Below are 13594 nucleotides of genomic sequence, written 5' to 3'. Positions count from 1 at the left end.
AACAAAGAGATGGAGCCGCAACCATGACGACACAAAAGGTTTTTGGCATTGCCGGCTGGAAAAATTCGGGCAAGACCGGCCTTGCGGTGCGCGTCGTCACCGAACTGACGGCGCGCGGCTACCGCGTCTCCACCATCAAGCACGCCCATCATGATTTCGATATCGACAAGGTCGGCGCCGACAGCTGGCGTCACCGGCAGGCCGGCGCGCATGAGGTCACCATCGTTTCCGGCACCCGTTTCGCCATCATGCATGAATTGCGCGGCGAACCGGAACCGTCCTTCGAGCACATCCTCTCCCGCCTCGCCCCCTGCGATCTCGTGCTGATCGAAGGTTACAAATATGAGCCGGTGCCGAAGATCGAGGCGCGCCGGCTGGAAGCGATGAAAACCGAACCGCTTGCGCCGCTCGATCCGCATATCGTCGCGATTGCCGCCGATCATGAGGTGGCGGGCACGGCGCTCCCCGTTTTCGATCTCGATGATACCGCAACGATTGCCGACTTCATCGAAAAGACGGTTGGGTTGGCGAGACGGTAACTGCCCCTGGAACCGGGGACGATTTCCGAGCCGACGGCATCCCCACTTCCGTCACACCGGCCCCCGAGCCGGTATCCAGCCAGCCCAAGTCTTTGGGCTGAAAGGAGTCTTTCCGCCGCGCCGACGCGCGTCGGCTGGATGCCGGATCAGGTCCGGCATGACGGAGGAGAGGTGCCATGAAGCCAAAACCCACACCGCCTGTCGCAACGACGACGCAAGCTCCCATGATCCCGCACCCCCAAAAATGAAAAAGCCGGGCTCTTCACCCGGCTTCATCATTCCTTGAGACGCAATACCTATTCAAGGAAACCTGATGGGTTCACCGGTGTCGCATCCTTGCGAACTTCGAAGTGAACCTGCGGACGCTTGGCGCTGCCGGTCATGCCCGAGGTGGCGATGGTCTGGCCACGCTGGACCTTCTGGCCGCGCTGTACGTCGAGATTGGCGGCGTTGCCGTAAACGGTAACCTTGCCGTCGTCGTGGCGCACCAGCACCGTGTTGCCGAGCTGCTTCAGGCCGTTGCCGGCATAGATGACCACACCGTTTTCAGCGGCCTTGATCGGCGTACCCTCGGGAACCGAGATGTTGATGCCGTCATTGCGGCTGCCTTCGACATTGTCACCGAAATTGTTGATGACCGCGCCGCGAACCGGCCAGCGATATTTGCCGATGCCCGTGGATTCCGGAGCGACGGAGGCCATGTCGGCCTTCTTCTCGATATCGCTGACACTTGCGGTGGCCGGCGTGGCAGGTGCGGTCGCAGCGGCGGCGGGCGCCTTGTAAGGCTCCGGCTTGACGGATGCGGTTTCGACCTGCCTGACGGCAGCCGCTTCCCGGGCAGGAACGGAGGCCGTCTTGACATTGTCAGTGCCGGCACCCGGCATGGATAGTGTCTGGCCGATACGGATGTTTTCGTTGGAAAGACCGTTGGCGGCCTTGAGCGCAGCTACCGATACGCCGTTTTCACGGGCGATCTTCGCAAGGCTGTCGCCCGGCTGAACCTTATAACCACCGGTCGGCGGCAGCGGCTTGCCACCGGGAGGCGTCAGCTTGCCCGCCTCGGAGGAAACCTTGTCGCGAGCCGCAGCCTGAGACGGCAGCACGGCCACATTGCCCTCGGGGCTGCGCAGCGGCGTCGGCTGGTCGCCATTGCGGTTCAGCGCGATATTGCCGGCCGCATCCTTGGCGGCGTTGCGTACCTGGCCGAATTTCGGAATGAGGATCGACTGGCCGGCCTGCGCCGAAGACGCCGTTTTCAGGCCATTGACGCGCAACAGTTCCTTTTCCGGGACGCCGTAGCGATTGGAGATGGTGGCGATGCTTTCGCCCGGACGCAGCGTCACGGAGGAAGCGCCATCCGTATGCCAGCCATTCTTGTCGGAACGGACGGTTGCGGTGGTGAGATTGTCGGTAACGGGTGCGACGGCCTGACGGGCGGGCGCGGCCAGAGACGGAGCGGCCTGTCGCTGCGCGGACGGGAAAGGCTGGGCCATGGCTTCGTTGCGGGTCGACGGATCGCGGCTTGCCACCGCCGTCGGCGCCGACAGTTCGGAGCGCTGCACCGGCGAAGCCGAAGCCGAGCGGGCCGTTGAGGGCTGGACGCCGCCGTAACCGCCGGACTGCGGATAGGAGTTGCCGGCCATGTTCTGGTTGGCATATCCACCCTGCGGCGCGGCAGAAGCGTAACCGCCGTTCATGTCGCCCTGCGGGACCGGGGCCTGCGCATAAGCACCGCCGCCCTGACGGGCTGGAATTGACGCCGTGGTCATCTGATCCGGTCCACTGGAAAAGAGGCCGCCGAACCGCGTTGCATCCGAGCTACAGCCCGTTGCGACGCTTGCCAGCAATGCCGCTGCGAACATTTTTGCGACTGATTTTCCGATTTTAGACGAATGTCTCATACGCATGACTCGATCTACACTGACGCCAACCCGCCGCATCGAGATCGATCCGGCACAAATTTCACTTCTTGCAAGGCCCATTTCCCGAGATCGGGAAAACCATGCGTCGATGTTTATGATTAAAGCGCGTTAGTGTTACCACGCCGTTAAAACGTTAAGCCACCTGGAGCTTTTTTGACACTTCGATAACCATGACGAAAACAGGGTGCGTCATGTCGGGACAATAATGATATTGAAAATCAGATAGTTGCGAGAATTCAGAACATTAGAAGACAAAAATGAAGAGTCTTCAAAATTTTCATTTTGTCACAAATGCCGCGCAATATGGGTGCTGAGCGGCAGATAAGGCGCCTCAAACAGCTCTTCCTTTTCGAAGCGGCTGCCGGTCTTGGAAAAGCGGGTCATCACGCAACGGTCGTCCTCGACGATGATCGGCGCGATCATCATTCCACCGGAAACGATCTGCTCGGCAAAGAAGCGGGGCATGGTGGTAAAGGCAGCCGTGGAAACAATCCGGTCGAAGGTGCCCTCGCCCACAAGCCCGTTGCTGCCATCGGCCTGGCGGATGACGACATTGCGGATGGAAAGATCATCGAGACAGTTCTGCGCCTGCTGCACCAGCGTCTTGTAACGCTCCAGCGAAAACACCCGCTCCACCCGGCGGGCGATGATCGCCGTCATGAAACCGCTGCCGGTGCCGATTTCCAGCACGCGCTGGCCGGGTTTCAGCTGCAGGCGGGCCAGGATCTTCACCGCCATGTCGGCGCCTTCCATGAAGGCGCCGCAGTCGATCGGGATCGTGCGGCTGGAATAGGCGTCGGCCGCAAATTGCGGCGGCACGAATTTGGAGCGCGGTGTCTGCTCCACCGCCGTCAAAAGATCAAGGTCGGAAATCCCCTCGCCCCTTAAGCGGAGAACGAGAGCGGCAAAACCTTCCTTTTCGACCATTGCGGATTTCAATCGGCGACTCCGAATCCAAGTGCTTGCGCAACCCGATCCTTCACCGTGTAGTCCGTCAGGTCAAGCTTAAGCGGCGTGACCGAAATCTTGCCGTGCTTCAGGGCGTGAATATCGGTGCCTTCGCGGAAGGTGCCAAGGCGTTCGCCGAAGCGCAGCCAGTAATAGGGAAAACCGCGGCCGTCCTGTCGTTCTTCCACCGTCAGGCCGAAATCGAGCTTGCCCTGCCCGGTCACGGAAACACCCTGCACATCCTTGGGCGCGCAATTGGGGAAATTGAGATTGAGGAAGGTGCCATCAGGCAGATCGACATTCATCAGCTTGCGCAGAAGATCCGGCGCATAGGTTTCGGCGACTTCCCACGGCACGACACGGCCGTCGGCATGGCTGAATGCCTGGCTGAGCGCGAAGGAGCGCACGCCCTGCAGCGTGCCTTCGATGGCACCGGCAATGGTACCGGAATAGGTCACGTCATCGGCCATGTTGGCGCCGGCATTAACGCCTGAAAGCACGAGGTCGGGCTTCTCTGGCAGAACTTCGCGAATGCCCATGATGACGCAATCGGTCGGCGTGCCGCGCAGCGCATAATGTTTGTCGGAAACTTTTCGCAGGCGCAGTGGTTCGGAAAGCGTCAGCGAATGAGCAAGGCCGCTCTGGTCGGTCTCGGGCGCGACGATCCAGACATCGTCGGACAGCGTGCGGGCGATACGCTCCAGCACGGCCAGACCCTCGGCGTGGATACCGTCGTCATTCGTCAGCAAAATCCGCATGTTTTCTCTCCGCTTTCATGTCGCAGGGGACGAAGCATCTTCTCCTCCGTCATGCCGGACCTGATCCGGCATCCAGCCGACGCGCGTCTGCGCGGCGGGAAGGACTCTTTTCAGCCCAAGGGCTTGGGCTGGCTGGATGCCGGATCGAGTCCGGCATGACGTAGTGTAATTCTCAAGCCGCCTTCTCGATGCGCGTCAGACCGCCCATATAGGGCAGCAGCACGTCTGGAATTGTGACGGAACCGTCGTCATTCAGATAATTTTCGAGAACCGCGATCAGGCAGCGGCCGACGGCCGTGCCGGAACCGTTCAGCGTATGCACGAACTTCGTCGCCTTGTCGTCCTTGCCGCGATAACGCGCATTCATGCGCCGGCCCTGGAAATCGCCGCAGACCGAGCAGGACGAAATTTCGCGATAGGTGTCCTGGCCCGGCAGCCAGACTTCTAGATCGTAGGTCTTGCGCGCGCCAAAACCCATGTCGCCGGTGCACAGCGTCATGGTGCGGAAATGCAGGCCGAGACGCTTCAGCACTTCTTCGGCGCAGGCCGTCATGCGCTCATGCTCGGCAACAGCGCTTTCCGCATCGGTGATGGAGACGAGTTCGCATTTCCAGAACTGGTGCTGGCGCAGCATGCCACGCGTATCGCGGCCGGCCGAGCCCGCTTCCGAACGGAAGGACGGTGTGAGCGCGGTGAAACGCAGCGGCAGTTTTTCCTGCTCGAGAATTTCGCCGGACACGAGGTTGGTCAGCGTCACTTCCGCCGTCGGGATCAACCAGCGGCCATCAGTGGTCTTGAACAGGTCCTCGGCAAATTTCGGCAATTGCCCGGTGCCGAACATCGCCTCGTCACGCACCATCAGCGGCGAGGAAACTTCCGTGTAACCGTGTTCCGTCGTGTGCAGGTCGATCATGAACTGGCCAAGCGCCCGCTCCAGCCGCGCCAGCTGGCTGGTCAGAACGGTAAAACGCGAACCCGACAGCTTGGCGGCGCGCTCGAAATCCATGTAGCCGAGCGCTTCGCCGATCTCGAAGTGTTCCTTGGCTGCATGGTTCCAGCCGGGCTTCTGGCCGACCACGCGGGTGACCACATTGTCGTGCTCGTCCTTGCCGTCGGGCACATCGTCGAAGGGAATGTTCGGCAGGCGCGACAGGGCGTCGTTCAGCTCGGCGGTGACCTGACGGTCCTCCTCCTCGGCGCGCGGCATGTTCTCCTTGATATCGGCGACTTCGGCTTTAAGTTTTTCCGCAAGCTCCGTGTTCTTCTGCGCCATGGCGGCGCCGATTTCCTTGGAGGCGGCATTGCGGCGGGACTGCATGTCCTGCAGGGACTGGATGACGGAACGGCGCTTTTCATCAAGGGCGATCAGGCCGCTCGCGGCAGGCTCAACGCCACGCCGTGCAAGAGCCGCATCGAAGGCTTCGGGGTTTTCGCGTATCCATTTAATGTCGTGCATCGTCGTTCCAGACCGTTGTTGCTTCACCCGTGTTTATCAGCAAAACGCCGGGCGAAAGGCCCGGCGCGAGGAGATTGAATGAGCGGGAAGACCGGGGCGAACCGTCAGGTTTCTTCCAGCTCCGTGCTTTTGGATTCCGCCGCACGTTTCCTCTCCACGAGTCGAGCCATGTAGATGGAAATCTCGTAGAGAATGATCGCAGGCAGCGCAAGACCGATCTGGGACATGGGATCGGGCGGCGTCAGCACGGCCGCGACCACAAAGGCCATGACGATGGCGAACTTGCGCTTTTCACGCAGCCAGTCGCTGGTCAGAAGCCCGACGCGCGCCAGAAGCGTGGTGACGACGGGCAGCTGGAAGACGAGGCCGAAGGAGAGCACCAGCGTCATGATGAGGCTGAGATATTCCGACACCTTCGGCATCAGCGAAATCGCCACTTCGCCATCCTCGGGCAATTGCTGCATGGCGAGGAAGAACCACATGACCATGGGCGTGAAGAAGAAATAGACGAGCGCCGCACCGATGAGGAAGAGGATCGGCGATGCGATGAGGAACGGCAGGAAGGCGGCGCGTTCGTTCTTGTAGAGACCGGGCGCCACGAATTTATAGAGCTGCGAGGCGATCACCGGAAAGGAGATCACCATGGCGCCGAACATCGCGACCTTGATCTGCGTGAAGAAGAATTCCTGCGGCGCGGTATAGATCAGCGACGATTTCGTCACATCCAGCCCGGCCCAGAGTACCGCCCATTTATAGGGGATGACAAGCAGGTTGAAGAGGTGTTTGGCAACGGCAAAACAGGCGATGAAGGCGACGAAAAACGCGCCGAGCGACCAGATCAGCCGCGTGCGCAGTTCCATGAGGTGCTCGATAAGCGGCTGCGGCTTATCCTCGATATCCCCGCTCATGCTTCATCCTTTTTGGGCTTTGCAGCCTTTGTTTTTGCCGCTCTCGCCGGTTTGGCATCGGCCACCACCGTGGCCTTCTCGGTTTCAGCCTTCTTGACGGCCGCCTTTTTGGCGACGGCCTTCACGGCAGGTTTCGGAGCGGCGGGTTCGCTGGTCTTCGCAGCAGCGACGGCTTCCGGCGTTGCGGCGGCCTTGCTGCGGGCGGTGCGTTTCGGCTTGGCGGCAACCGCTTCGGCCTCCACGGTCGCAATCGATTTCGCCCGTGCCCGCTTCGGCTTCTCGGCCGCAGCGACAGGTGCGGCGGCGACAGGCGGCGCATCCGGCAGCTTCATCTCTGACTCAGGCACGCTCACAAGCGGCGCGACCGGCTCGCTTGCCGCCGGTGCCGGTGTGGACGAAAGGCCTTCCGGCGGAGTGGTCGCCTTCTGGAGATCGGACTTGATCTCGTTGCCGAGCTGGCGAAGCGGGTTCATCGCATCGCGCAGCGAATTGGTGGGGTTGAGATTGCGGACATCGGAAATCGTCTGGCGCACATCGTCCATATCGGCCTCTTTCAAGGCCTCATCGAACTGGGTGCGGAAGTCCCCCGCCATCTTGCGAAGGCCGGCCATCGTCTTGCCGAAGGCGCGGATCATGGGCGGCAAGTCTTTTGGTCCGACGACCACGATCAGCACGACCGCAATCACCAGAAGCTCGCTCCAGCCGATATCAAACATCAATATGCTCCCGAGACCCTAACGCCAGTCAGTCTCACACCAAGCGGCAAAGGCCGCTTACTTGATCTCGTCAGCCTTGTGGTCGACGGTCTTCGTGTTGGCATCGGCCGGCGGCGGCGTCTGGTCTTCGTCAGCCATGCCCTTCTTGAAGCTCTTGATGCCCTTCGCGACATCGCCCATCAGTTCCGGGATCTTGCCGCGTCCGAAAAGGACGAGAACAATCACCAGCACGATGAGCCAATGCCACACACTAAAAGAACCCATAACTGAAACTCCTGAATTTCGCTTTCAGACGATGTAAGACGTTTGAAACGCTTTTTCAAACGACAAATCGTCGCTTCTACAGCGAGTGTACATAAAGTTTTCGTGGCATCGCCCGCAGGTCGGCAATATCAGTCGTCGCCATCGCCGCCGCCCGGCGCGAGCAGGCCCAGTTCCTCGAGATCGAGCTGCGTGATCGGGTCTTCGTCCTCACGCAATTCATCGCTCATCATCGGCAGAGGCACGCCGAAATTCGAGGGTATGCGGCCGGAAAGCAGCCCCGCGCCCTTCAGCTCCTCAAGGCCCGGCAGATCGCGCAATTCCTCAAGGCCGAAATGGTCGAGAAACTCCACCGTGGTGCCGATCGTCACCGGCCTGCCGGGTGTGCGCCTGCGGCCACGGAACCTGACCCAGCCCGCCTCCATCAGCACATCAAGCGTGCCGCGCGAGGTCTGCACGCCACGGATTTCCTCGATTTCGGCGCGTGTCACCGGTTGATGATATGCGATAATCGCCAGAACTTCCAGCGCGGCGCGTGACAGCTTCTTCGGCTCCTTTTCCTCGGCGCGGATGACGAAGGAGAGATCGCCGGCGGTGCGGAAGGCCCATTGCCCGCCCACCTGCACGAGATTGACGCCGCGCTCGGCATAAAGAACCTTCAGGCGTTGCAGGATGGCGATGACATCCATGCCGCGCGGCAGACGTTCCGCGATGAAGCCTACTGACACCGGTTCGGCGGAAGCAAAGACCAAAGCCTCGGCGATACGCTCGGCCTCCTTAAGCTGACGCTCGGAAAATACCGGGGGTTCGGCGCCCGCACCATCTGTCACGATGGTGGCCTCGACGGTCTCATCGTCATTCATCATTGCCAGTCCTTTCGGCATTCACCGCACGGTCGTCCCTTGTGCCCCGGCGCACATAGATGGGCTGGAATGCCCCCTCCTGCCGGATTTGCAGCGACCCCTCGCGCACCAGCTCCAGCGAGGCGGCAAAGGCGCTGGCGATCGCCGTCACCCGCATGGCGGGGTCCGGCACATATTGCAGCAGATATTGATCGAGCACGGTCCATTCACCGACATCGCCAAGCAGATTGGTCAAAAGCTCGCGCGCCTCGACCAGCGACCAGACCTGCCGCTTTTCAATCGTGACCTGGGTGATCGCCTGCCGCTGACGCAGGTTGGCATAGGCGCTGAGCAGATCGTAAAGATTGGCCTCATAGGCCGAGCGGTTGACATGCGGAATATGCTCCGGCGCGCCACGGGCAAAAACATCGCGGCCGAGTTGGGCACGGTTGACGAGGCGTTCGGCCGCCTCGCGCATCGCTTCCAGGCGTTTCAGCCGAAAGGCGAGCGTCGCGGCCATTTCCTCACCCGAGGGACCGTCATCCTTCGATTGTTGCGGAATGAGAAGCTTGGATTTCAGGAAGGCGAGCCACGCCGCCATGACGAGATAATCGGCCGCAAGCTCGATACGCACGCGCCGCGCGCTTTCCACGAATTGCAGATATTGTTCGGCAAGCGCCAGCACCGAAATGCGCGACAGATCGACTTTCTGCGTGCGGGCAAGATGCAACAGTAGATCGAGAGGGCCTTCGAAACCCGCGACATCGATGACCAGCCCGGCCTCACCCGTCAGCCGCTCCGGCGTCACATCCTGCCAGAGCTTGTCCATCGGTGTCGAATTGCGAGACTTGTCTGCGGCCATTGTTCCATCCGCCGGGCGTCCGGCCTGTCGTCCCGAGTAACGGGCCGCCGCCCGATCGTCAGGAAACGGCCCACATGGCGTTGAATTCGGCTCTCAGCTCCGCTTCGTCGGAAGGGTCCGCAGCGGGGAAACCCGCTTCCACGGCCCGCACCCGCTCCAGCGAACGGCCGGAAAGAACGGGAACCTCCTTCACGACCTCCAGCATTTCACCCATCACACCGTTGCAATGCAAGACTATATCGCAGCCGCCCGCAACAATATTCGCAGCTCTTTCACCAAGCGTGCCCTTCAGCGCATTCATGGAACTGTCGTCGGACATCAGCAGGCCGTCAAAGCCGATGCGGCCGCGAATGATTTCCTCGATCACCTTTGGCGAGGTCGTCGCCGGCCGCTCGCGGTCGACGGCGTTGAACACCAGATGCGCGCTCATCGCCATCAATTCGCGGTTCAGCGCCCGGAACGGCACGAAATCATGGGCGTCCAGCTCATCGAGCGGCACATCGACAACAGGCAGTTCATGGTGCGAATCCACCATGCCGCGGCCATGGCCCGGCATATGTTTCATGACAGGCAGCATCCCGCCCGCCTTCAGGCCGTCGGCCGCCGCCTGCCCCATCTCGGCCACCATGGTCGGGGTATAGCCATAGGCGCGGTTGCCGATGACATTGCTGGCGCCTTCCACCGGCACATCGAGCACCGGCAGGCAATCGACATTGATGCCGAATCTCATCAGGTCGAAAGCGTGCAGGCGCGACATCAGCCAGGCGGCGCGCAGGCCGGCGCCCCGGTCGCGCTCGTAGATTTCACCGAGAATACGGGCATTCGGATAGGCCTGCAGGATCGGCGGCTTGATGCGCTGCACGCGCCCGCCTTCCTGATCGATCAGCACCGGCGCGTCTGGCCGCCCGACAGCATCACGCATGGCGGCGACGAGATCGGTGATCTGCTGCGGCTCGCCGATATTGCGACCGAACAGGATGAAGCCCCACGGCTGCTGGTCGCGGTAAAGGGCAATCTCGTCGGCGGTCAGCGAAAGCCCGCTGCATCCGAGGATCATAGCTTTGCAATCGGTCATGGTGTCACGCTCGCAGGAATAAAGAGGGAAGAACGTTGCCAAACTCTCAACCCTTGAGGGAGACGGCAACATAAACAAACGTCACCCCGGACTAGATCCGGGGTCCAGCGCGATCAAGTCCTTGATCGCGAGAGACTCTTTCACGGCGCAGACGCGCCGTGGCTGGATGCCGGATCAAGTCCGGCATGACGGAGAACAGGTGCTCCGTCAGTCCGTTAGATACATCAGACAATCAGCGCCGGGGCGTTCCCCGGCGCATCTCTTTACCGTGCCACCAGGCAGCTGCCGCCGGCCGAGCGGAACTTCTCGCACAGCGCCACGGCTTCGTTCTTGTCACCCGCCGGGATGCGGACACGGTAGAAGGTGCCCTTGCCGGCAATTTCAGCCGCCTTGATGTCGACACCGCGCCCACCGATGACCGAGCCGAACTTGGCGGACATGTTCTGGTAGGACTTCTGGGCCTCGGCCTGGCTCGGCAGCGACGCGATCTGGATGTAATAACCACCGGCAGATGGCGTGCTTGTCGCGGCAGGCGCGGCGGCGGCGGTCTGCTGCGCAGCCGGAGCGGTCGCCGCAGGGCGGACATTGCCCTGATTGGTAACCGTTGCCACCACATTGGCGGGCTGCGAGGACGGACGCGCCGAAGGAACGGGTGCGGCAGACTGCGCGGCCGGCGTGGCGGCGGCAGGCGTATTGGCCTGCGGCTGCTCCGGCGCTACCGGAACCCGCGAAGCGGCGATGACGGCGGGAGCGCCCTCGCCCGGCTTGGCGGTCTGCGGCGCGGCAAGCTCCTCGACCTTTTCGGCCTTCGGCGGCTGGGCTGCCGGCGCATCGACTTCCTGGGCGACGAGCGTGCCGTCCGGCTTGACGATCATGGTGCGGACCTTGCGCGGCGAAACGCCGGTTGCACCGGCAGCTTCGTTCTGGGCGGCCTTTTCTTCCGGCGAAAGCAGGCGCGGATCTTCCGTCTCGCCAACCGGCGTACCGGCGGATTGCATATCGCCGTCATTCTCGCCTTCCAGCGGCAATTGCTCGGGGATCAGGGTGCGCTGCACCACATCCACCGGCTGTTCGTTGCTGGAAATCAGCGCCGGCTGCTTCGGATCGGCGGCGCTGCCACCGGCAACGCGATCATAGACCGCCTTGTCCTGGTTGGGCACGACGCGGCCACCCGGATTTTCCGGCACGACCTTCATCGGATCGTTATCAGCGGAAATGATGACCGGCGCGCCATTCGAGCCGGTGCTGGACGAACCGCCGGAAATCAGCGCGTAAACGCCGCCGCCGACAAGCACCAGACCGATGGCGGCTGCCACCGGCATGATCCAGCGGCGACCGCCGCGTTCGTCTTCATCGCGATAAGCCGCCTGATGATCGACATAGGTATTCTCGGCATCGCGCGAGGCGTTGCCACGGGAAGCCGCAGCCTCCTGCATGGAGCGACGGAAATCCTCTTCCAGCGCCCGTTCGAACTCGTCGGCTTCTTCCGGGGCCTGTGCCGGGCGCGCCTGCGCGGCACCACGGTTTTCGGCATGCTTGTGACGGTCGAGGCCACCGGCGACAGCCGGTGCAAACAGCGTCGCAAGCTCGGTATCGATATCAAGGTCTTCCTCGTGACGGCGAACCTGCGGCTTGGGTTCGAAAACCCCGACCGGCAGTTCCGGAACATCCATCTCGACGATGTTTTCCGGATGCTCTTCCGTCTCGCCGATCTGCGAGGGATCGAAAGGCAGGCTTTCCAGCGTCTGCGGTGCAGCCGGCTGCGGCGCGGCCGCTGCCGGACGCGGCTGAACCGGAGCGACAGGTGCGGCGACGGCTACGGGCGCCGGGCGCGGCTGCGGTGCGGGCTGTTCCCTCACCGGCTGGGGCGCGGCAACAGCAGCGGGCGCGGCGGGCGCCTGGCGAACCGGCTGCGGCGCGGGTGCGGGCGCAACCTCGGCTTCGGCGATCTCCGAAAGGTCGAGATCAAGATCGAGATCGTCGAGCGCCAGTTCGAAATCATCATCGTTGAAGCCGGCGAAATCCGTAAAATCCGGTTCCGGAGCAGGCGATGAGGGCGCAGTGGAAGCAACCGGCGTCGGCTTGACGGCCGCTGCGGCGACAGGAGCCGCGGCGGCAACAGCCACCGGCTCGGCTTTCGCAGCCTGCACGACCGGCGCGGATTGCACCACGGGCTCTTCACCGCGTCCGGGAATGGAATATTTGGCAACGTCGTAGATCAGCTCGTCCATCGGCGAGAGATTTCTCGCGACCGGCTGTTCGGCAACCGCAGGCGCAACGGGCGGCTCGGCAGGCGTGAAGGCCTCGGCGACGGAAGGCGCGAAAGACGGCGCGACTTCCTCCGCCTGAACGACGGCAGGTGCGGGAGTGGGCTCGACCTGCGGCTCTGGACGCGCCGCAACCGGCTGCGGCTCGGAGCGCGGCTCCACCCTTCGCGGATCAGCGGCAGAAACATCCCGGCGGGCGCCGAAATTGGCAAGCGGCAGGCGCAGGCTGGAGAACTCCAGCGACGAGCGGCCACCATGCGACGGCGGGCGCACGGAAAGCGGCGCGGGCGCCTCCTCCGCGACGGCAATCTCGACCTCGTCAGCGAGATCGAAAGCCTGCGGCTCCGGCGTATAGACATGAGCCGCCGAAGCAACATTGCCCGACACATCGGCCGGAAGCTCCGGCATGGCGTGCCATTCGGGCTGGGACGGCTCCACGGCCTGCGGCTCTTCCCATGCGGTCTGCTGATAGGCAACAGGCTCGGCGGCGCGCGGCTGGCGCGAATGCACATCGAAAACTTCCGCCACAGCACCGGCATCGTCGCGGAAATCCGCACGAATATCCTGCTGCGCCGACGTTTCAACGTAATTGTGGATATAGGCCTGATCGACCTCCGGAAGCCGCTCCTCCCTCACCTCGGGTTGAGGCGCGACCTCGGCCACCGGCTCAAGCTCCGGCTCGCGGCGGGCGAAAACCGATTCGACACGCTGCATGAAATCGTTTGGATGGATACCCGTGCGGACATCGTTCGCCGGATCAAGAACGACCGGATCGGCGTGCGGCGCATCGTAAACCTCGAATTCCCGAAGCAGCTCGTCTTCGAGATTGAATTCGGGTTCGCGGCGGGTAACCGCTGGCGCAGCCTCGGAACCCGCATGCGAAGGACGATCTTCGAAGCCGACGATACGCGCCAGTTCTGCCAGAGGATCGTTGTCAGCGAACCCTTCGGACCGGGCGTCCCGGTTATACGCGACATTTTTTTCGACCATTACGTGTTCCACCATCTACGCATTGCAGCTCTTGCCAGCGTATTGTGAGC

The 13594-nt window shown here is 62.4% G+C and carries 12 protein-coding genes; 1 reads left to right on the top strand and 11 read right to left on the bottom strand.

The window, feature by feature from the left end; genetic code table 11:
- Positions 1-23 precede the first annotated feature (23 nt).
- On the top strand, positions 24-539 hold the full coding sequence (gene mobB, locus JZX88_RS05020; protein WP_206912788.1) for a molybdopterin-guanine dinucleotide biosynthesis protein B: 516 nt from the start codon (positions 24-26) through the stop codon (positions 537-539).
- A 296-nt stretch (positions 540-835) separates the two neighbouring features.
- On the opposite strand, the gene JZX88_RS05015 is transcribed toward mobB, so the two are convergent.
- The 11 genes from JZX88_RS05015 to JZX88_RS04965 all read right to left on the bottom strand — a co-directional run bounded on the left by JZX88_RS05015 (position 836) and on the right by JZX88_RS04965 (position 13544).
- A complete protein-coding gene (locus JZX88_RS05015; protein ID WP_206912787.1) occupies positions 836-2401 on the bottom strand; it encodes a peptidoglycan DD-metalloendopeptidase family protein in 1566 nt (521 codons plus the stop codon).
- Positions 2402-2746: 345 nt separating this feature from the next.
- A complete protein-coding gene (locus JZX88_RS05010) occupies positions 2747-3400 on the bottom strand; it encodes a protein-L-isoaspartate(D-aspartate) O-methyltransferase (protein WP_065115838.1) in 654 nt (217 codons plus the stop codon).
- Positions 3397-4167: a 5'/3'-nucleotidase SurE gene (surE, locus tag JZX88_RS05005; protein WP_065115839.1), complete on the bottom strand. Its 771-nt coding sequence runs from the start codon at positions 4165-4167 to the stop codon at positions 3397-3399. The genes JZX88_RS05010 and surE overlap by 4 nt, the downstream gene beginning before the upstream one ends.
- Positions 4168-4339: 172 nt before the next feature.
- Positions 4340-5623 (bottom strand): serine--tRNA ligase, encoded by a 1284-nt coding sequence (serS, locus tag JZX88_RS05000; protein ID WP_206912785.1) that lies wholly within the window; start codon positions 5621-5623, stop codon positions 4340-4342.
- A gap of 104 nt (positions 5624-5727) precedes the next feature.
- The gene (tatC, locus tag JZX88_RS04995) at positions 5728-6531 is read right to left on the bottom strand and encodes a twin-arginine translocase subunit TatC (protein WP_003495662.1); all 804 of its coding nucleotides are present in this window, start codon (positions 6529-6531) and stop codon (positions 5728-5730) included.
- Positions 6528-7247 carry a Sec-independent protein translocase protein TatB gene (tatB, locus tag JZX88_RS04990; protein WP_206912782.1) on the bottom strand — a complete coding sequence of 240 codons (720 nt, stop codon included), beginning with the start codon at positions 7245-7247 and terminating at the stop codon, positions 6528-6530. The genes tatC and tatB overlap by 4 nt, the downstream gene beginning before the upstream one ends.
- Positions 7248-7304: 57 nt before the next feature.
- Entirely contained in the window at positions 7305-7511 is a 207-nt protein-coding gene (locus tag JZX88_RS04985; protein WP_003509722.1) for a twin-arginine translocase TatA/TatE family subunit, read from the bottom strand.
- Positions 7512-7639: 128 nt separating this feature from the next.
- Entirely contained in the window at positions 7640-8374 is a 735-nt protein-coding gene (gene scpB / locus JZX88_RS04980) for an SMC-Scp complex subunit ScpB (RefSeq protein WP_206912779.1), read from the bottom strand.
- Positions 8364-9212 carry a ScpA family protein gene (locus tag JZX88_RS04975; protein WP_206912777.1) on the bottom strand — a complete coding sequence of 283 codons (849 nt, stop codon included), beginning with the start codon at positions 9210-9212 and terminating at the stop codon, positions 8364-8366. The genes scpB and JZX88_RS04975 overlap by 11 nt, the downstream gene beginning before the upstream one ends.
- A 58-nt stretch (positions 9213-9270) precedes the next feature.
- On the bottom strand, positions 9271-10287 hold the full coding sequence (nagZ, locus tag JZX88_RS04970) for a beta-N-acetylhexosaminidase (protein WP_206912774.1): 1017 nt from the start codon (positions 10285-10287) through the stop codon (positions 9271-9273).
- 263 nt (positions 10288-10550) lie between these two features.
- Positions 10551-13544: an SPOR domain-containing protein gene (locus tag JZX88_RS04965; RefSeq protein ID WP_206912772.1), complete on the bottom strand. Its 2994-nt coding sequence runs from the start codon at positions 13542-13544 to the stop codon at positions 10551-10553.
- Between the last annotated feature and the right edge of the window lie 50 nt (positions 13545-13594).

It is taken from the genome of Agrobacterium sp. OT33 (genome assembly GCF_017313365.1).
Lineage (GTDB): Bacteria > Pseudomonadota > Alphaproteobacteria > Rhizobiales > Rhizobiaceae > Agrobacterium > Agrobacterium rhizogenes_A.
Note: the sequence above shows the minus strand (reverse complement) of the source record. Positions and strands in the feature narration are given on the sequence as shown.